This window comes from Sphingobium sp. CCH11-B1, assembly GCF_001556865.1.
Classification (GTDB): domain Bacteria; phylum Pseudomonadota; class Alphaproteobacteria; order Sphingomonadales; family Sphingomonadaceae; genus Sphingobium.
Genome location: NZ_LSJY01000094.1, coordinates 1 through 19,915 on the forward strand (window position 1 = coordinate 1; position 19,915 = coordinate 19,915).

Here is a 19,915-nt window from a genome sequence, read left to right on the forward strand (position 1 = left end):
GCCCGCCGCTTCTTTTCCCGACAGGTGAAGCATGGCCGATCTGCCCGCCCGCATTCTCGGCACCCCGGCAGCCGAAGCCCTGATCGCACACCTCATCGAGCGACACGGGCCATTGATGTTCCATCAGTCGGGCGGGTGCTGCGACGGATCGGCACCGATGTGCTTCCCGGCCGGGGAGTTCAGGGTCGGCGCGCAGGACGTGCTGCTGGGGCATGTCGCAGGTGATGTGCCGGTTTGGATCGGCGCTGCGCAGTTCGATTATTGGCGACATACGCAGGTCGTCATCGATGTTGTGCCGGGGCGCGGCGCAGGCATGTCGCTGGAAAGCCCGGAAGGGCAGCGCTTCATCGTCCGCTCGCGCATCTTCACCGATGCCGAGGCGGCTGCGCTGGATGCTGCCGGGGATCCACCCCGTGGCGCCTGATCCATGCGCACGCCAGCGATGGGTTTCGCGTGACAGCGATGGAGAAGCCGCTAAATCATATTGTCCCTAAGCATAAGAGAATGGGCGATGGGGGCAGGATATGGCGACAGGCGCAGCGACCAGGAGCGGGGTCCGCTTTGCGGTATCGCACAAGGACGATCCGCAGGAGGCGACGACCGCACTGGCAGAGCAACTAGGCGACGATCCGCTGGCGGGAATCGTGGCATTTTGCGCTCATCGCTATGATCGGGATCGGATGTCGCGGGCGATAAACCGGCAGTTCGACGGCATTCAGGTCATCGGCTGCATCAGTTCAGGCGAGTTGACCGACATTGGCTATGATCATGACTGCGTGACGATGATTGGCTTTCCCGCATCAGACTTTCGCATGACGACGCATTGTTTCGACGACATCGACAATTTTGATCCGATCGCGGCGCGGGATGCTGTGCGATCACTTGTGGCGCGGGCGCAGCGCGACGCACTGCACTTTGGCGATGCGGTCAACCATGTGGCCCTGTTCCTGGTCGACGGCCTGTCCCACCGGGAAGAATGGATGACGATGGCGGTGCAGGATGCATTGGGCGACATTCCGCTGATCGGCGGGTCGTCCGGCGACGATCTCGCCTTCCGCCAAACCGCCATATTCGATGATGGGCGCTTCCATGCGCGCGCGGCCGTGATCGCCATCCTGTCGACGTCACGTCCGGTCCATGTCTTCAAGGCGCAGCATTACCGGCCGGGACCGCACAAGATGGTCATTACAGGGGCCACACCGCACGAGCGGATCGTGACGGAAGTCAATGCGGAACCGGCGGCCGCGGAATATCTGAGGCTTGCCGGCCATGCAGGCGAGGAACTGGGCATGGAATTCTTCGCCGCCCATCCGCCGATGGTGCGGGCGGGCGGGGAATATCATGTCCGTTCGATCCAGAGCGCCAACCCCGATGGTAGCCTCACATTCTACTGCGCGATCGACGAGGGTCTCGTCCTGTCGATCGGAGAACCCGTGGATCGCATCGCCGGAATGCAGCAACTGTTCAACGAACTCGAAGAGCAGGTCGGCGAGATTGATCGCATCATCGCCTTCGACTGCGTGCTCAATCGCATCGACGCGGAACAACGACAGATATCGCGCGAAGTCTCGGCGCTCTATGCCCGCCACCGCGTCATCGGCTTCAACACCTATGGCGAGCAATATCATGCGCTGCATGTCAACCAGACCTTCAGTGGACTAGCGATCGGCAAATGAACGACCTGGGCGCCGCCCCTGACTTGCAAGCGCAGACGGATGCGCTGCAGGCGGAATTGCGCAAGCTGCGGCGGATTAATGACGTGCTGATGGAGCGGGTGGAACGTTCCACCGACATGTCGAGCAACGCCTTTTCTATGTTTGAAACGGCGATCGCGTTGGAGGCCAAGGTGCGCGACCGCACCTTGCAGTTGGAGGATGCGTTACGCCGTCTTGCCCTGGCCAACACCGCCCTCGCCGACGCCCATGCGCAGGCCAATGCTGCACAGATGCGGCTGCGTGACGCGATCGAATCGATCAACGAGGGTTTCGTTCTCTTCGACGCGGACGATCGGCTTGTCCTCTACAACGAAGCCTATCTCGGCTTCTGGCCGCAGGTGGCGGAGCAAATCGGCGAGCCGCTGACGTTTGAGGACATCGCCCGCATCGTTGCACAGAACCAACAGCCCGCCGGCGCGCAGGTGGCGCCTGATCGCTGGGTATCGGATCGACTGGCGCGACATAGCATCGCCAATGGCGGCCATGTCCAAAGGCTGGCGGATGGACGCTGGATCCAGATCAACGAATTGAGGACCAGCGAGGGCGGGATCGTCGGCATCTATACCGACATCACTGAAGCCAAGGCGGAGGACGCGCGGGCGCGGGCTCGCGAACTGGCCGAGCATAACATCATGTTGCAGGCGACGCTCGACAATCTGTCGGAGGGTGTATGCCTGTTTGACGGGTTGGGGCACCTCGCGACATGGAATGACGCGCTGCGCCGGCTGCTGCGCCTGCCGGACGATTTTATGGGTGTTTTGGAAACCCATGCGGACCTGCTGCACTGGTGCCGCGACACTATGGGCATGGACGATCAGGGCTGGTTGGATTGGCAGCATCAAGGGCAGGCCGATCAAGCCGCGATCTGTTCCTGCGCCCGTGACAATCGGCACTTCGAACTGCGCAGCCGCGTGATGGGCGATGGCGGGCGGGTGTTCGGCTTTACCGACGTGACCGACATGCTGCGCGCGCAGGCCAGCCTCCAGGAAACAGCCGAGATGCTGGATCGGCGGGTGTCGGAGCGGACGATGGAACTCGTTCGTCTCAATGGCCAGCTGGAAGAAGAGGTTGCCGAGCGCCGGACGATCGAGGCGGAGCTGACCGAGGCGAAGATCGCCGCTGAAAAGGCCAACCTCTCCAAGACGCGGTTCCTCGCCGCGGCGAGCCACGACCTGCTGCAGCCCTTGAATGCGGCGCGCCTGTTCGTCGCGGCGCTTGGCGATCGACGGCTCGCGCTGCCGACCCGGGCTCTGGTCAACCAGACATCGATCGCGCTGGACTCGGTCGAAGAGCTGCTGGAAGCCTTGTTGGAGATTTCGCGGCTGGATGCGGGTGCAATACAGCCTGAGGTGACGTCCTTTCGCATCGATCGGCTGCTCCGGAAGCTGCACGTCGAATTTGCTCCGATGGCGAAAGCGGCAGGACTCGCTTTCACGGTGGATGCACAGCCGATTTGGGTGGAATCGGATCAGCGATTGTTGCGCCGCATTCTCCAGAACTTCATTTCAAACGCCTTGCGCTATACGTCGCAGGGAGCCGTCACTGTGGTGTGCCGGTGCGCGGACGGAAAGGCTGAGATCAGCGTTGCCGACAGCGGCCCCGGCATTGCGCCGGAGCAGCAGGAGTTCATCTTCGAGGAATTCCGTCGCCTTGATACCCGAAGCCCGGGCAAGGGACTGGGCCTGGCGATCGTACGGCGCGCCAGCGACATGCTCGGCCATCCGATCAGTCTGCACTCAGAGCCGGGGCGCGGCGCGACATTCTCCATCTCCCTGCCGCTCGGGGCCGAACAGCAGGACGAAGAACCGCAGGGGATCGAAGCGCGGGATCGCTCTATGCGTGGTCTTTCCGTGCTCGTGATCGACAATGAAAGGCAGATCCAGACCGGCATGGTAAATCTGTTGACGGGGTGGGGGTGCCGCGTCGTTGTCGCAGACGGGTTCGATCAGGCGGCGGCGCGCTCGCACGACGGGGCGCGGCCCGATGTCATGCTGGTCGACTATCATCTGAACGACGGCGAGACGGGGAACGATGTCGTCGCCCGGCTGCGGGCCCATTTCAGCGCATCAGTACCGGCCATCATCATATCGGCCGACCGAGGCGAAGCGCTCAAGAACCAGCTTGCCGCAAGCGACATCCCGCTGCTCAACAAGCCGGTCAAGCCGGCCCAGTTGCGAGCGCTGCTGCGGATGGTTTTGGCTTAGCCCTGACTGCAGCATAGCCGCGCGGCGGAGCGCGACCGGCCTAATTGTCGCCGTCAAAATGAACCCGGTTGGCCAGGATGACGGCTTGGGTGCGGCTGAACACATTGAGCTTCTGCAGGATGGCGGACACATGCGCCTTCACTGTGGTCATCGATACGCTGAGGTCATGGGCGATCTGCTTGTTGAGGCGACCATGCACCAGATGGGTCAGCACGATCCGCTGCTGGGGCGTCAGGCTCTCGATCTTCGCAAGTATCTCGGCTTCCTCCGCATTTTCCTGAGGCGAATCCTCGATCGCATCCGGCATGTAGATTTCGCCCGAAACGACGCGATGAAGTGCCTCGACGATTGCGCTGCGTTTGATGGACTTGGGGATGAAGCCCGCTGCGCCGGCCGCCAGTGCCTCTCGCACGATCGCGCGGTCGAACGATCCCGACACCATCACGACTGGAAGGATCGGATGGCGGTTGCGTAGCAACTTAAGGCCGTCGAGCCGCTTAACGTCCGGAATGTTGACGTCGAGCAATACGAGGTCGAAGTTTGACTGCTTGCCAAGCGTCACCATCGCTTCCTCCATGCTGGAGGCCTCGAAAATTTCGCAACCGTCAAAGCTCACGGCGATGACGCTGCGCAGCCCGTCACGAACGAGCGGATGATCGTCGACGATCAGCACCCGTTCCATCATCGCTTCGTTCTGCTCGATCCGCATGCCCGGCCCCCCGCCATGATGATGGATCATAGGATAGGGCGGAGCAAATTGCCCGCGATTTCCGCTTTGGACTCTCTGCCCGCGCCCCATGACGATCATCTTGTTGCCCCTTACTTCGCCAGCTTGAATACCCAGAGCGAGCCACCTTGGTTGATGTCCTTGAAGGATTTGGCGACCTCGCCGCCCCACAGCGGCACGGCGCCGCCCCAGCCGGACATCACGGCGACATATTGCTCACCATCCTGTTCCCAGGTGACGGGCGACCCGACGACGCCCGATCCGGTCTGGAATTTCCACAGTTCGGTGCCGGTTTTGGCGTCGAAGGCTTTGAGATAGCCCTCCGGCGTACCGGTAAAGACAAGATTGCCCGCCGTCGTCAGCACCCCGCCCCAAAGTGGCGCCTTGTTCTTATACTCCCACATGATCTTACCCGTCTTCGGGTCCATCGCACGAAGCACACCGATATGATCCTCGGCAATAGGCTTGATGGTGAAGCCCGCCCCCAGATAGGCCGCGCCCTTCTTGTAGGCGATCGGCTCGTTCCAGATGTCCATGCCCCAGTCGTTCGATGGGATGTAGAACAGGCCTGTGTCCTTGCTGTAGGCCATCGGCATCCAGTTCTTGCCGCCCAGGAAGCTCGGCGAGGAAAAGACGGTCGTGCCCTTTTCCGTGCCGTTGGGCGCGCCGGGGCGACCTGCCGGAATAAGGATGGGCTTGCCGTTCTTGTCATAACCATTGGCCCAGGTCGTCTGCATGACGAACTTGTTGGCACTGACAAACTTGCCGTTGGTGCGGTCCAGCACGAAGAAATAGCCGTTGCGGTCGGCCTTAGCGCCCAGCTTCATCGGCTTGCCATTGATGGTCGCATCGAACGGAATGAATTCATTGACTCCGTCGAAATCCCATCCGTCATGCGGCGTGGTCTGATAATGCCATTTGATGATCCCGGTGTCCGGGTCGATCGCAAGGGTGGATGCGGTGTAAAGATTGTCGCCCGGCCGCAAATGGCTGTTCCAGGGGGCAGGATTGCCCGTGCCGAAATAGAGGAGGTTTGTTTCCGGATCGTAGGTGCCGCCCAGCCAAGTCGCACCACCGCCCGTCTTGTAGAGATCGCCGGTCCAGCTGGCATTGGTCTTGCCGGTGACGCCATTATCCTTGCCACGCAGCGTACCCATATTGCCCTCGATCACCGGGCGGTGCCAGATCAGCTCGCCGGTCTCTACGTCGCGCGCGTCCACTGCGCCGACGATGCCGAACTCGCCGCCCGAATTGCCGGTTATGACCATGCCCTTCACGATCAACGGCGCGGCGGTCGCGCTGTAACCAGCCTTGTAGTCGGCAATCTGCTTGTTCCAGATGACCTTGCCTGTGTGGCGATTGAGCGCCACCAGCCGCGCGTCCAGCGTCGCGAAGATGATCTTGTCGCCATGAATGGCCGCGCCACGATTGACGACGTCGCAGCAGGGCATGATGTCGTCGGGCAGGCGCGCGGCATATTCCCATTTTTCCTCGCCTGTCCGCGCATCGAAGGCGTACAGGCGCGAATAGGAGCCGGTGACGTAGATGGTCCCGTCATAGACGAGCGGTTGCGATTCCTGACCGCGCTGCTTTTCGCCGCCCAACGACGCGGAAAAAGCCGGCACCAACTTCGTGACTGTCTGGCTATTGATCTGAGCAAGAGGGCTGAAGCGCTGCGCCTGCGGACCCATGCCATAGGTCAGCACGTCGCCAGTGGAAGCCGCGTCGTTCATCAGATCGGCGTCGGTCGGCCCCGCAGCGACCAGCGGCGAGGCGGCCGCGATCAAGGAACAAGCGGCTACCCCCATGAACGAACGCGTGAAACGTCCTGTCATTTTCATCCTCCCTCGTTTTCCGGCGCGCTCCGCGCCGTCGATGCAACAGATTATGGGGCCAAGCCCTGCTGCCAATTGGACCTTGGGTCGGGGCGGTCAGCCTGCCGCGAGCGCCGGGGCATAGGCGACGCCGTGCGACTCGAATATCGCCTTGAGAGCGCCGGATGCCGCCATCTCCGTCAGGATCGCCTCCACCGCATCCCCCAGGTTGCGGCTGTTTTCCTTGACCGCCATGCCGATGTCCCAGCCGGGCGTGGTGAAGGCGGGAAGCGGGCCAGTGCGCCGCACAATGTGGGTTGCACCGCTTTCGTGCAGCACGGCGTCGATCTGCGCGCGGCTGGCGAGTACGGCGTCGGCCCGACCGTCGATGACCGCCGTCACCGCTTCGGTTCCGCCAGGGAAGTGCACGACATCCTTCGCCAATATGCCGCCAAACGCGCCGATGAGATAAAAATCGGGAATGGAATCGATCTCGACGGCAAGCCGCTTGCCACGATATTGCGTCGGCGGCGCGTTCACATCGAGCGCCCCCCTGGCAGCAGCGAACTGGAAGCTTTCCCGATAGTAGGGAGCGATGATTGCGACCTGATCGTTTCGCATGGCAAAGGTCCGGTCGAATGGCACGTGCAGCATGATGTCGGCGGGTTGAAAGCCCAGCAGACCGCCCTTCCACACCCCGTTGCGCAGATCGTCATCGACGCTTTCGTCGGCGACCAGTTCGGCGATGTCGGCACGCACGCTGAGCGCCCTGGCGAGGGCTTGCGCGATATCCACATCTATGCCGATCAGTTTACCGTCCTTGCGCCAGGACCAAGGGCGATTGTCCTTGTAGACGGCAATCCGGAGAGTCCCAAGTTCCCGGACCCGGCCGAGCGGGGCCGCCGCTGCTGGCGCGACGGGGCCGAGCGCGGCTGCCGCCAGGCTCAGGACAAAGGCGCGGCGATCCACGGCCATCATTCCTGATGCTTGGTTTCGAGCCAGGCGCGGATCGCCCAGCCGGCCTTCTGCCCCAGCACGTCGCCGAACGGCGGCATATACACCTTGCCATCGTGGCTGGAGCCGTGCTGGAAGCGCTGGATGAACCATTCGTCCCCGCTGTCTCCGACCTCCAAATAACGCAGGTCCGGGGCGATCCCGCCGCTTTCGGCGTCCAGCCCGTGGCAGCGTGCGCAGTTCTGGCCATAGGCTGATTCGCCGATCTTCGCGGCGGTTGCGTTGCCCCGGTAGGGATTGTGCTGCACCCAGTCAGTTCCGATGTCCGGCAGGGCGGAGGTGTCCACTGCCTGCGGCGTGACATTGCCATGTGCCATCAGTGCCGATGCGATGGACCCCCCGGCCAGGAAGGCTGCGCCGATCAGGGCGATGCGTCCGAACTTCCTCATCCCAAACCCTCTTGTCTGTCGCGACCGCTGCTGGCCTGCGATCCTTGATGATGGCTGTGGATAGTAAGAGTGCCGGGCAAACCGCCCCATTGGCCTTTGGTACAATCCTGTCCGGCTGTGCGTCGGGCTAGATATCAGCGCAGAGAAGGCAAGGGAGAGGGTGCAGGAACATGATCAAGGCCATCCTCTTTGGTATGGCGCTGGCCGGCGGGACGGCTGCGGTGCATGCCGAAACCCTCTATGTCTCCAATGAGCGGGGAGACAGCGTAACCGTCATCGATGCGGCAAAGATGCAGACAGTCGCCACATGGCCCGTGGGCGGCAGGCCGCGTGGCATCACCCTGACGGCCGACGGCAAATATATCCTGCTCTGCGCCAGCGAAGACCATGCGGTGCAGATGATCGATCGGGCGACGGGCAAGCTGATCGCCGATCTTCCGTCAGGGCAAGACCCGGAGCAATTCTTCCTGTCGAGCGACGGGACCCTTTTGTTCGTCGCCAATGAGGATGATGCCGCGCTGACCGCGATCAATCTCAAGACGCGCACCGTCGCCTTCCAGGTCAATGTCGGCAAGGAACCGGAGGGCGTGGCGCAAAGCCCCGATGGCAAATGGGTGGTTGTGACCTCGGAGGATGAGGGGGTTGTCAACTGGATCGACCTTTCCAGCAGAAAGATGGTCGACGCGACGCCGACCGACCAGCGCCCGCGCCATGTCGAATTTACGTCCGATGGCGCCGCGCTCTGGATCGCGGCCGAGATTGGCGGAACCGTGCAGGTTACTGACCCCGCGACGCGTAAAATCGTTGATACCATCCGCTTCGCCATTCCGGGGGTGCCGGACTATCAGATATTGCCGTGCGGCATCCGTTTCACGCCCGATGGCAGGACAGCCATCGTGGCTCTGGGACGCGCCAACCATGTGGCGCTGGTCGATGTCGCCACCCGCAAGGTCCGCGCCTATGTGCCGGTGGGCAAACGCGTCTGGCATATCGCCGTCAGCGGCGACGGCGCGCGTGCCTATGCTGCCAATGGCCTTTCGGACACCGTTTCGATCATCGATATTCCGTCTGCGAAAGTCGTCGGAACCGTCCCGACCGGTTCGGGGCCATGGGGGATAGTCGTCGCGCCCTGACCCAAAGGAGGAGCCGCAAGACCCAAAGTTCAATTCCAGCGGCCCTGCCTGCCGCGCACTCTCTCCATTGGCCGGCGTGACCGGCAGTTTACGGGGAGGATGACATGGTTAGGGGGAAATTCCTGTGCAGCGCGGCGTCGGCACTGCTCTTTGTCGCGGCGAGCGCGTCGGCGCAGGCCGGAACCACAACGGAACTTCTGAAGCGACTGCACGAAAAGGGTATCCTGACCGACGAGGAATATGCCCAACTGGCGAAGGACGATGCGGCACCTGCACCCGCGGCTGCACCGGCCGCCATGTCCGACGGGAAGCCCGTGGTGCGGGTGGCGGACAGCGGCGTCGGCTTCGATGTCGGCGACGTGACGGTCAAGATTTCGGGGTCTGTCAACGGGTTCTACACCCATGAAAGCGGACAGGCGGCCGGGCTCGGGACGGCGGTGGTCGGCGGCGTGGTGCCGGTCGGCGGCGGCAGCTCGGCGATCCGCAACGGCCTGTTGCCCGGCTTCCTGAAGTTCGACGTGACGACCAAACAGGGTGGCTGGGACGTCGGCGCACATTTCGGCATGTATCCGGGCATCAACAGCGTGAACTATGCCGCTGGCGGCGGCGCGAACTCAGCCGGCCGCCCGGTCGCACTACAGACGGCGGGCATCGACTTTCGCCAGACCTATATGACGGTCGGCCGCGCAGGCTTTGGCGAATTCAAGCTGGGCCGCGACATCGGCCTGTTCGGTTCGGAAGGCATATTGAACGACATCACCTTGCTATCGGTCGGGTCGAGCGGCGGCAATGTCGCGCCGTCCAACACCTCGCTCGGCCGCATCGGGATCGGTTACATCTACACCGACTTCCAGCCGCAGATCACCTACACATCCCCCAATCTGTCGGGGTTCCAGGTGTCGGTCGGCATTTTCGAGCCGCTCCAGTCCCTGACCGGCCCCGGCGAAACCAGCAAGTCCCCCGGCTTTCAGGGCAAGATCGTCTATGACGGCAAATTCGGCGACTTTTCCGCCCGCGCATGGTTGTCCGGCATCACCCAGAAGCACAACCGCGTCGACGGCATTTCCTACACGGGGAGCGGCTTTGATACGGGTGCCAAGATCGGATATGGCCCGGTCGTCCTGACCGGCTATTACTATAATGGATCGGGCCTGGGTACGACTGCGCTCAACCTGTTCGACACCGACGCATTGGGCAACAAGCGCGACAGCGACGGCTTCTATGTCCAGGGGCTTGCCACCTTCGGCAAATTCTCGGTGGGCGGCAGCTATGGCGCGAGCCGGCTGCATTACGCCAACGCCGCCGATGCGATCGCCAATCCCGCATTGCTCCGCCGGAACAGCAGCTGGGTGGGCCAGGCGCGTTACGGGCTGACCAGCTGGGTGACGCTGATCGGCGAATATATCAGCACCACGGCGCGCGCGCACAACGGAAACGAGGCGCAGAGCGACACTGTCGCGGCGGGGGCAATCCTCTTCTTCTGAGTAACGGGATTGCGGGGGCGACCAAAAGGTCAATGTCACAGCAGGAGGCGGCACCCTATCAATGCGGTGCCGCCTCGACGCGGCAATGGGGTGGGGGGGGAGAACAGAAGATGCGGAGGCTAGCCTGTCTCGCGATCGCCGCAACGCCCTTTGCTGCCTGTGCGGAGCCGGAGGCGTCGCCCGGCCCGGCGATCGTAGTCACTGGTGCATCGCTACCGCTCCCGCCCGGCGCGCCTGCCTATGGATCAGTTCTGATCGAGCGGCCCCGGCTCGAAAACAATGCGTCGGGGCGGATCGAGAACCTGTTGTCCGATGTCGCCGGATTCCAGCAGTTTCGCCGGTCGGACAGCCGCTCGTCCAATCCGTCCAACCAGGGAGCAACCCTGCGGGCGCTGGGCGGCAATGCGTCGAGCCGAACGCTCGTCCTGCTGGATGGCGTGCCGGTCGCAGACCCATTCTTCGGCTATATCCCCTTCTCCGCGCTGGTGCCTGACCGGCTGTCGCTGATGCGCGTGACCCGGGGCGCGGGAAGCGGCGCATTCGGCTCCGGCGCGGTCGCGGGAACGATCGAGATGGCGAGCGCCACGCGCGACCAGTTGGACTATGTCGATGCCAGCGCGTTTTACGGCAGCCGGGATGCGCGCGAGATATCCGCCAGCGTCTCGCCGGATCTCGGGGGCGGCTTCGCATCCTTGTCGGGGCGCTGGGACAAGGGTGATGGGTTCCAGACGACGCCGCGTGACCAGCGCGTCGCGGCCACGGTTCCCGCCATGTATGATAGCTGGTCCGCCAATCTGCGGATTGCCGCGCCAATCGGCGCGAACGAGGAAGTGCAATTTCGCGCCACCCTCTTCGACGATCGTCGCACGCTGCGCTTCGCCGGAGCGGATAGCCGGAGCCAGGGACAGGATGCCAGCATCCGATATCTGTCGCGCGGACGCTGGCAGGTCGATGCGCTGGCCTATATCCAGGCGCGGAACTTCTCCAATATTGTCATTTCGTCGACCAGCTTCCGCAAGTCGCTTGACCAGCGCAACACGCCTTCCACCGGAATCGGCGGCAAGATCGAGTTGCGGCCACTCACGGAAACTGCCCACGCCCTGCGTTTCGGGATCGATGCGCGATGGTCGAACGGGGTGATGATGGAGGACGCCTATAACGCGAACCTCCCCGCCAACCCGATCACCGCGCGGCGTCAGGCGAGCGGGGATCAGCTGACGACCGGATTCTTCATCGAAGAGGACTGGACTCCTTCTGGCCCGGAAGGAAGGCTGGTGCTGACGGGGGGTATGCGAGCGGACCGTTGGGCCATTCGAAACGGCGGCTTCCGCGCCACCAACCCGGCCGGCGCACTGACCGCAGACACTATTTTTGCCGACCGCGCCGACTGGGTCGTTTCGGGCCGGGCGGGCGCGCTGTTCCATCTCGCGGACGCTCTTGCCCTGAGAGCGTCAGCCTATAGCGGCTTTCGCCTGCCAACGCTCAATGAGCTCTATCGCCCCTTCGTTGTGTTTCCGGTGACGACGCAGGCCAATGCTGCTCTGAAGCCCGAAAGACTGAAAGGCGCGGAAGGCGGATTCGACGTCACGCTGGACGACCGGCTCACGGTGTCCGCAACCCTGTTCACCAACCGGCTCGACCATGCCATCGCCAATGTCACGATCGGCCCCAACCTGCGCCAGCGGCAGAATGTCGATGCCATCAGAGCGGAAGGCGCGGAGTTGAGCGGGCGGGCGAAGTTCGGCCCGGCTCTCACCTTGAGCGCTGCTTACGCCTACAGCCGATCCCGCGTTTCTGCACCCGGCGCGCTGCTCGATGGCAAGCGGCCAGCGCAGGTGCCACGCCATGCGGCGAGCGCAACGCTGGACTGGACGCGGGGCGGCGCGACATTGTCGGCAACGCTGCGCTATGTCGGGCGGCAATATGAAGATGATCTGCAAACCGACGCGCTGCCTGATGCGCTGACGATCGACGGCTTTGTGCGCCTGCCAGTGGCACGCGGTTTAAGCCTGATCGCACGCGCCGAAAATCTGTCCGACAGCCGGGTCATTACACGGAACGCTGGTGGGTCCATCGATCTGGGAACGCCCCGGACGCTGTGGATCGGCGTGCGATATGGTCATTGAAGGGGAGCCATGATGTCTGACGATCTTTTCCCGGTACCCGCCGGTTGGGCTGCGCGTGCGCGGATCGACAAGGCCGCGCGGGCGGCGGATTATCGCCGCTCACTGGAGGATGCCGACGCTTACTGGCTGGAACAGGCGCGCCGGCTGGACTGGAACAGGTCGCCGACGCGCGCGTCGGAAAGCAGTTTCGATGAAGCCGATTTCGCCGTCCGCTGGTTCGCTGACGGTACGCTCAATGCATCGGTCAATTGCCTCGACCGCCATCTTGCCGAGCGCGGGGACGCGGTCGCCATCCTGTGGGAGCCGGATGATCCGGCCGAAGCGCCGCGCCGCATCACCTATAGGGAGCTGCACGCCGAGGTCTGCCGTTTCGCCAATGTACTGAAATCCGCGGGTGCGCGTAAGGGTGATCGCATCACCATCTATCTGCCGATGATCCCAGAGGCCGCTGTGGCGCTGCTCGCCTGCGCCCGCATCGGCGCGATCCATTCGGTGGTGTTCGGCGGCTTTTCGCCCGAAGCGCTGGCCGGCCGGATCATCGACTGCGATTCCACCCTTGTCGTCACGGCCGACGAAGGACGCCGGGGCGGGCGGCGCGTGCCGCTCAAGGCCAATGTCGATGCTGCGCTGGCGCTCGATCACTGCTCCAGCGTCCGTCACGTCCTCGTGGTCCGGGCAACCGGCGGCGCGGTGTCGATGCAGCATGGCCGCGACGTCTGGTATGACGAGGCCATGGCGCAGGCATCCGCCGATTGCCCGGCCGAGATCGTGGACGCCGAACATCCATTGTTCCTGCTCTACACTTCGGGTTCGACCGGCAAACCCAAGGGCGTGGTGCATTCGACCGGCGGATACCTTCTCTGGGCCAGCCTGACACACGAACTCTGCTTCGATTATCGGCCCGGCGACGTCTGGTGGTGTGCAGCCGATGTGGGCTGGGTCACGGGCCACAGCTACATCGTCTATGGTCCGCTGGCCAATGGCGCTACGACGCTCATATACGAGGGTTTACCCAACTGGCCGACGCACAGCCGCATCTGGGAAATCGTCGACCGGCATAGGGTCCACACCCTGTTCACCGCCCCAACGGTATTGCGCGCACTGATGAAGGAGGGGGACGGGTTCGTCCATGCCACCAGCCGCGCCTCGCTGCGCCTGCTGGGCAGCGTCGGCGAACCCATCAACCCGGAAGCATGGCGCTGGTATCACAAGGTGGTGGGGGAGAAACGCTGCCCGATCATCGACACATGGTGGCAGACCGAAACCGGCGGCGCCATGATCGCGCCGATGCCGGGCGCCACCGACCTGAAACCCGGCAGCGCGACCTTCCCCCTTCCGGGAGTCGAGGCGATGATCGTCGATAGCGAAGGACAACCGCTAGAGGGCGAAGGCGAAGGCAATCTGGTGATCGCGCGATCCTGGCCCGGCCAGATGCGGACCGTGTGGAACGATCATGCGCGCTTTTTCCAGACCTATTTCACGACCTTTCCTGGCAAGTACACCACCGGTGACGGCGCGCGGCGCGATGCGGATGGCTATTTCTGGATCACGGGGCGCGTCGATGACGTCATCAACGTGTCGGGCCATCGCATGGGAACGGCAGAGGTCGAAAGCGCGCTCGTCCTTCACGCCGCCGTCGCCGAGGCCGCCGTGGTGGGCATGCCGCATGAGATCAAGGGGCAAGGCATCTATGCCTATGTGACGCTGAACGCAGGCGAGGCGCCCAGCGAGGATTTGCGCAGGGGGCTGATCCAGTGGGTGCGCGCCGAAATCGGTCCGATCGCGACCCCCGACGTCATCCAGTTCGCGTCCGCGCTGCCCAAGACCCGTTCGGGCAAGATCATGCGCCGCATCCTGCGCAAGATCGCAGAGGGTGAAGTCTCCGCCCAGGCGCTCGGTGACACGAGCACGCTGGCCGACCCTTCGGTCGTGGAGGATCTGGTACGCAGCCGATTGGTGCAGGCCGCCTGACCGAAGGTCTAATGGACGCAGTTGGAGCCGCTCCTACCCTTTCCTGAAACAAAGAAGCGGGAGAGGACATGTCGAACCGAGGCTGGCTTTTTGCGGGCTTTGCCAGCATCGCTTGCGGCGTAGTCCCGGCACGGGCGGAGGAGGCGGCAACAGCCCAGCCGGCGGCGATCATCGTTACTGCGCCCGGCGGCGCGATCGACATGGACGATGCGCGCAGGATCGACACCCATGATACTGCGGCGGCCGGCACGCCCGACCTGCTGGCCGCGCTGACCCGCAACATCGCCAGCATCACCTTGCAGGACGCGCAAGGCAATCCCTGGCAGCCAAACCTTGTCCATCGCGGCTTCGTTGCCTCACCGCTTCAGGGCCAGTCGCAGGGCATTGCGGTCTATATGGACGGCGTACGGTTCAACCAGCCCTTTGGCGACACCGTGCAATTCGACCTCATTCCCGAAGCCGCGATCCGCTCCGTCAGCTTGCTCGATGCAAGCCCGGTCTATGGTCTCAATGCGCTGGGGGGCGCGCTGCTGCTGGAAACCAAGGACGGACGTGCCGAACCGGGCATCGAGGCGAGCGTCACCGGCGGGCGCTTCGGCTATGCGGAGGCAAGCGCGGCCGGGGGCTTCGCGCAGGACGCCTTCAGCGCGTTCGGCGCTGTCCAATATAGCCGCGAAGATGGCTGGCGCGACCATAGCCCCTCTCGCCTCGCGAACGGCTATTTTGACGTGGGGCTGGATGCAACCGATGGTGGCGTGCATCTCAAGTTCGTCGGCGCGGATACTGATCTGACCGGCAATGGCGTCGCGCCGGTCGAGTTGCTGGCCGCCGATCGGCGCGCGGTCTTCACCTGGCCGGATAACAGCCGCAGCCGCTATGGCCGCGTCAGCCTGCACCCGTGGGTCGCGCTGTCGAACAGCAGCCGGCTGGAGAGCAGCCTCTATGCGCAGCGCCTGACGTTGCGAACGGTCAACGGCGACGCCGCCGACATCGAAGCATGCGGAGAAGAGGATGAAGCCGGGTTGTTGTGCCTGGAAACGATCGGTGAAACGGACGAGCCGGCAGTCCTGACGACATCTGGTGGCCATCCGGTTGCGGATCGGCTCGGCGGGGAAGGCTATGGCGTGCTCAACCGGGGACGGACGCGGACCGATGCCGTCGGCTTCCTCATCCAGATCATTGATGATCGCAGCCTGGCAGGCGGACGCAATCACCTCGCGGTCGGCATCAGCCATGATCGTGCCCGTACCCGCTTTGACGCATCGACCGAGCTGGGCGCGCTGACAGAGGATCGCAGCGTGACCGGACTGGGCTCCGTCATCGTGCAGGACGACGGCGCGATCGCCCCGGTCGGGCTGGTCGCCAATAGTCGCCACTGGGGTGTTTTTCTTCAGGACCGCTTGCCGATTGCTCCGGGCTTGACGGCAGAAGTCGGCTTGCGCTGGAACCATGCGCGGATAGAACTCGCCGATCAGATCGGCACTGCTCTTAACGGGCGACACGGTTTCCGGCGCCTCAATCCGGGCGTCGAGCTTGACTATCGCCTGTCGGATGGCCTGTCGCTGCGAGTGGGCTATGCAGAGACCAGCCGTGCGCCCACACCCGCCGAACTCTCCTGCGCCGACGAAGCCGCGCCATGCAGCCTCACCAACTTCTTCATCGCCGATCCGCCGCTCAAGCAGGTCGTCGCGCGAAGCTGGGAAGCGGGCGCATCAGGCCATGTCCTCCGCGGTGGGTGGAGCGCCGACTGGCTATTGTCGGCCTATCGCACCATCAACCACGACGATATTCAGTATGTCGCATCTGCAATCCGGGGGCGCGCCTATTTTCGTAACATCGGCAGGACGCGGCGGCAGGGGTTGGAGGCGTCCGTCAAATTGCAACGAGGCGGCTTTGCCGCAGGGCTTAGCTACGCCCTCACGGATGCGAAATACCGGGATGCGCTTGTGCTCAGCAGTCCTGCTAACCCCATGGCCGGCGAAGACGGGACCATCGGGGTGAAAAAGGGCGACACGTTGCCCGGCATCCCGCGGCATTCGGCGACCCTCACCTTCGATTATGCAGGCCCGGTCAGCCGCCTTCGCCGTTGGACGGTCGGCGGCGATCTGATCGCGCGATCCGGTCAGTATCTTGTCGGGGACGAAGGCAATGACAATGCCCGACTGCCCGGATATCTGATCGCCAACGTCCGGGCGGGGGTCGATATCCTGCCGGGCGTGACCCTGTTCGGCGAGGTTCGCAACCTCCTGGGCCGCCGCTATGCAACGTTCGGAACCTTCACTCAGGTCGACGAGATTGACCTTGAGGAAGCGCCCGGGGCAAGCAACCCGCGCGCTTATGGCCCCGGCACCCCGCGGCGCTGGTATGCAGGCATCAAGGCGCGGTTCTGAACGGCTTACTCGCCAGTCACGTCGATGCGCGGCAGCCGCATTTCCAGCGCCGGGTAGAAGTGCGACACGCTACGCTGAAATTCATAGCGTGCCGCTGCCATAGCTGCAAAATGTGGAGGGATGGGCAAATCGCCCGCTTCCACCATATCGAGCCCGGACTCCGCTGCCCGGCGCAAGGTTTCGTCCAGCCAGTCGATCCAATCCCTGGTCTGACCGATCGCCCGGCTCCCGGTGGGGTCGAATGGGCCGTGGCCGGGAATGGCCGCCTTGTGCGGTAAAGCGGCCAGCACCGACAGGCTTTCGCGCCAACGCGCAAGGTCGGCCGTAGGCGTGCTCGGGGCACGATCAAGGAACAGCAGGTCGCCCGCTATCAGCGTGCCGGTCCGCTCGTCGAGCAGGGCAAGGTCCGCGCTGCTGTGTCCGGAAAGCGCCAGCAAGCGGAGCCGGCGGCCGCCGAACTCCTCGATTGCATTGTCGATGCCTATTCGCGGCAACACCACATCCGTACCCCGCATCCAGTCGCCCAGGAGCCGATAGAGTGCATCGGAAAAGCCGCTTCCGTCCCGCTTCATGTCGGCAATCGTACCGGGCAGCGCGGCGACGATGGCCGGATCGAACGCGGCGATACCCATGCCGTGATCGGGATGAAGATGGGTCACATAGACCCTGACCACTGGCTGACGGGTCAGCGCCTCGGCCGCGGCCTTGAGTGCGCGCCCATAGCGGACGGAGGGGCCGGCATCGACCAGCACCGCACCCACCGGCGTGGCGATGATGGCAATGTTTGCAATCGCGCCGCCATTGGCGAACAGCATTGGCTCTTCCGCGCCGTGGATCATCCATAATCCTTCGCCAACAGCGATCGGTTTGATGACATAGCTATTTTCTGCTGCGGCACGGGCCATCGGCCAGAAGCCGATCAGGCTGGCCAGCGCGTGCCGGCGGTTCATCCTCATGGGATATCGCCGCCGGACGGGAACGGCGACTGGCGGGCGACGATGACCTTTGCAGAATAGACGCGGCCGTTGGTATCGCGCGCCGTGACGGCCAGCGACGCCCCGCCCTGCGCGCGCGGTATAACGGTGATTGCAGGGTCTTCCGCGACCGACGCCCAGATATCCATCTCGCCAAGCAGCTCGCCAAACGCATCGGCGATCGTCAGCCGGTCGATATGGTAGGTCGGGACATTAGCGACAAAGCCCGTGTCCATTGGGTGGCGGAAAGTCAGGCGCAGCCGGCTCACGCCGTCAGAGGCCGGCCAGGCCCCGCCCCTTATCTCGCCCAGATGCTCTGCCCAGTCCCCTTTCACGCGGCTCACCGGCGGAGCGGAGCAGCCGCCACCTGCGGCATCCACCCAGCCCCCGCTGACCAGCCACTCGCCACTTGAAAGTCGTACAGCTCCGCGAACCGGCGTCCGCTGATCCAGTTTGATCCGTGTCGCGACATAGGCATCGGCCCGGATAGGCCGATAATCGACGGCGAGAGGAATGGGATTGAGGTCAGCGAAGATCAGCATCCGCTCGACCCGACCCAGTCCCCGCGCATCCACCATCACGGGAAAACTGCGTTGATTTTCCGCGATCTGGGGAAAAAGGACACGCAGGCGCGGGTCGAACCGGACTGGATCTTCGCCAAACAAGGTTCGGGCATGGGCTTCCCACATCGGCGACTGAAGCGGGTCTGCCGGATAAGGCGCACCCGGCTGGGCTGAGGCGACCGAGCCGAACAGCGACAGCAGGGCCGGAGCCGTCCATTTCAATAGGCGCTTCATGTCGCTCTCCCAAAGTCCATGATTACTTGGCCATCAGGATCGCTACCATTGCACCTTGGGTCGAGAATGGAGAGGATGCGATGAGGGCGATGGTCTGCGGGCTCCTGTTGATGACGTTGCCTGCTGCCCTTTATGCGCAGGAATCCGGCCTCTTCGATGAGGCGGGCTATCGCGCCGCGCAGTATCGCGGCCCGGTGCAGCGCGCGCCCGAAGGCGTGGGGCGGATCGCACCGGCCGCCGTCGCCGCCTTGCAGCCAGACATCGATGCCGTCCTTATTGACGTGCTGCCGGCTGAGGGCGGCTACCGGCAGGACAATGGTCGTTGGCGCCTGGCGAGGGCGCACAGCAGTATCCCCGGCGCGCACTGGTTTCCCGAGGCCGGGCGGTCGGCACCTCCACCCGCCATATTGTCCGCTTTCCAGCGCAACGTCGCCCGCCTGTCGGGTGGCGACAAGTCCCGGATGATCGTCACTTTCTGCCTTGCCGACTGCTGGATGAGCTGGAACGCGGCGCGTCGGCTGCGCGCGATGGGCTATCGCAATGTCTGGTGGCTGGCGGAAGGCAGCGACGGCTGGCTCGACCTGCGCCTGCCCTTGGCCCCGGTCGTTCCCGAACGCTGATTGGACCAAAGGTCAATTGCCCGAACAGGGACCATGGTCAAAGTGCGGGGCAATCGAAAACGGCCTATGGGAGAGACCAGATGCGACATCCTATCCTGATGGCGGGCGCAGCACTGCTGGTTGCCGCAGCGGCAATGCCCGCGCAAGCGAAGGAAATCGTGGTTCACATGAAGAATCAGGGAGCCGAAGGCGCCATGGTGTTTGAGCCATCTTTCGTGAAGGCCTCGCCTGGCGATGTCATCCGTTTCCAGCCCACCGACCCGAGCCACAATGCGGAAACGATACCCAATATGCTCCCGGCCGGCGCATCACCGATGAAAGGAATGATGAACAAGGAGGTGTCGCTGACAGTCACGAAGGCTGGCCTGTACGGCATCAAGTGCATGCCGCATTATTCAATGGGTATGGTGGCATTGATCCAAGTCGGAAAGGCGGGTGTCGCTGACATCGCCGCTGCTCGCGCAATCAAGCTGCCACCGTTCGCCGCCAAGCGGATGACGGCTCTTCTGAACAAGGTTAAGTGATCGCGTCGCGGTCCGAACATGTTCACTTGAGCG

General features: G+C 63.7%; 16 protein-coding genes. 10 read left to right on the forward strand and 6 right to left on the reverse strand.

Going from position 1 to position 19,915, the window contains the following annotated elements:
* The first annotated feature begins 31 nt into the window (after positions 1–31).
* The 3 genes from AX724_RS10290 (at position 32) to AX724_RS10300 (ending at position 3,919) form a co-directional block, all read left to right on the forward strand.
* Complete coding sequence (locus AX724_RS10290; RefSeq protein WP_066765954.1) at positions 32–424, forward strand: DUF779 domain-containing protein; 393 nt, start codon at positions 32–34, stop codon at positions 422–424.
* Between the two features lie 100 nt (positions 425–524).
* Entirely contained in the window at positions 525–1,676 is a 1,152-nt protein-coding gene (locus tag AX724_RS10295; RefSeq protein WP_066765956.1) for an FIST N-terminal domain-containing protein, read from the forward strand.
* The gene (locus AX724_RS10300) at positions 1,673–3,919 is read left to right on the forward strand and encodes a hybrid sensor histidine kinase/response regulator (protein WP_066765958.1); all 2,247 of its coding nucleotides are present in this window, start codon (positions 1,673–1,675) and stop codon (positions 3,917–3,919) included. The genes AX724_RS10295 and AX724_RS10300 overlap by 4 nt, the downstream gene beginning before the upstream one ends.
* 40 nt (positions 3,920–3,959) lie before the next feature.
* Here the strand turns inward: AX724_RS10300 and AX724_RS10305 are convergent, their stop codons facing one another.
* The 4 genes from AX724_RS10305 to pedF all read right to left on the reverse strand — a co-directional run bounded on the left by AX724_RS10305 (position 3,960) and on the right by pedF (position 7,863).
* Positions 3,960–4,727, reverse strand: a complete 768-nt coding sequence (locus AX724_RS10305) for a response regulator (protein WP_066765959.1) — start codon at positions 4,725–4,727, stop codon at positions 3,960–3,962.
* A gap of 11 nt (positions 4,728–4,738) precedes the next feature.
* Positions 4,739–6,481, reverse strand: a complete 1,743-nt coding sequence (locus AX724_RS10310) for a methanol/ethanol family PQQ-dependent dehydrogenase (RefSeq protein WP_066766034.1) — start codon at positions 6,479–6,481, stop codon at positions 4,739–4,741.
* A gap of 96 nt (positions 6,482–6,577) precedes the next feature.
* On the reverse strand, positions 6,578–7,438 hold the full coding sequence (locus tag AX724_RS10315) for a substrate-binding periplasmic protein (protein WP_443018694.1): 861 nt from the start codon (positions 7,436–7,438) through the stop codon (positions 6,578–6,580).
* On the reverse strand, positions 7,435–7,863 hold the full coding sequence (gene pedF, locus AX724_RS10320) for a cytochrome c-550 PedF (RefSeq protein ID WP_066765960.1): 429 nt from the start codon (positions 7,861–7,863) through the stop codon (positions 7,435–7,437). Before pedF ends, AX724_RS10315 begins: the two co-directional genes overlap by 4 nt.
* Before the next feature lie 170 nt (positions 7,864–8,033).
* Here pedF and AX724_RS10325 point away from each other — a divergent pair, with 170 nt between their 5' ends.
* The 5 genes from AX724_RS10325 (at position 8,034) to AX724_RS10345 (ending at position 16,967) form a co-directional block, all read left to right on the forward strand.
* A complete protein-coding gene (locus AX724_RS10325; RefSeq protein WP_066765961.1) occupies positions 8,034–8,996 on the forward strand; it encodes a PQQ-dependent catabolism-associated beta-propeller protein in 963 nt (320 codons plus the stop codon).
* 104 nt (positions 8,997–9,100) lie between these two features.
* Complete coding sequence (locus tag AX724_RS10330; protein ID WP_066765963.1) at positions 9,101–10,480, forward strand: hypothetical protein; 1,380 nt, start codon at positions 9,101–9,103, stop codon at positions 10,478–10,480.
* 110 nt (positions 10,481–10,590) lie between these two features.
* The gene (locus AX724_RS10335) at positions 10,591–12,606 is read left to right on the forward strand and encodes a TonB-dependent receptor (protein ID WP_066765965.1); all 2,016 of its coding nucleotides are present in this window, start codon (positions 10,591–10,593) and stop codon (positions 12,604–12,606) included.
* A gap of 12 nt (positions 12,607–12,618) precedes the next feature.
* Positions 12,619–14,577, forward strand: a complete 1,959-nt coding sequence (gene acs / locus AX724_RS10340; protein ID WP_066766036.1) for an acetate--CoA ligase — start codon at positions 12,619–12,621, stop codon at positions 14,575–14,577.
* 68 nt (positions 14,578–14,645) lie between these two features.
* Positions 14,646–16,967: a TonB-dependent receptor gene (locus tag AX724_RS10345; protein ID WP_066765967.1), complete on the forward strand. Its 2,322-nt coding sequence runs from the start codon at positions 14,646–14,648 to the stop codon at positions 16,965–16,967.
* A gap of 5 nt (positions 16,968–16,972) precedes the next feature.
* On the opposite strand, the gene AX724_RS10350 is transcribed toward AX724_RS10345, so the two are convergent.
* Together AX724_RS10350 and AX724_RS10355 are read right to left on the reverse strand one after the other, a co-directional pair.
* On the reverse strand, positions 16,973–17,923 hold the full coding sequence (locus AX724_RS10350) for a quinoprotein relay system zinc metallohydrolase 1 (protein ID WP_066765968.1): 951 nt from the start codon (positions 17,921–17,923) through the stop codon (positions 16,973–16,975).
* Positions 17,920–18,738, reverse strand: coding sequence for a quinoprotein dehydrogenase-associated SoxYZ-like carrier (locus AX724_RS10355; RefSeq protein ID WP_066765976.1), 819 nt, complete (start codon positions 18,736–18,738; stop codon positions 17,920–17,922). The genes AX724_RS10350 and AX724_RS10355 overlap by 4 nt, the downstream gene beginning before the upstream one ends.
* Before the next feature lie 80 nt (positions 18,739–18,818).
* Here AX724_RS10355 and AX724_RS10360 point away from each other — a divergent pair, with 80 nt between their 5' ends.
* Together AX724_RS10360 and AX724_RS10365 are read left to right on the forward strand one after the other, a co-directional pair.
* On the forward strand, positions 18,819–19,358 hold the full coding sequence (locus AX724_RS10360; RefSeq protein ID WP_066765981.1) for a rhodanese-like domain-containing protein: 540 nt from the start codon (positions 18,819–18,821) through the stop codon (positions 19,356–19,358).
* Positions 19,359–19,438: 80 nt separating this feature from the next.
* Positions 19,439–19,882: a pseudoazurin gene (locus AX724_RS10365; protein WP_066765983.1), complete on the forward strand. Its 444-nt coding sequence runs from the start codon at positions 19,439–19,441 to the stop codon at positions 19,880–19,882.
* The last annotated feature ends 33 nt before the right edge of the window (positions 19,883–19,915 follow it).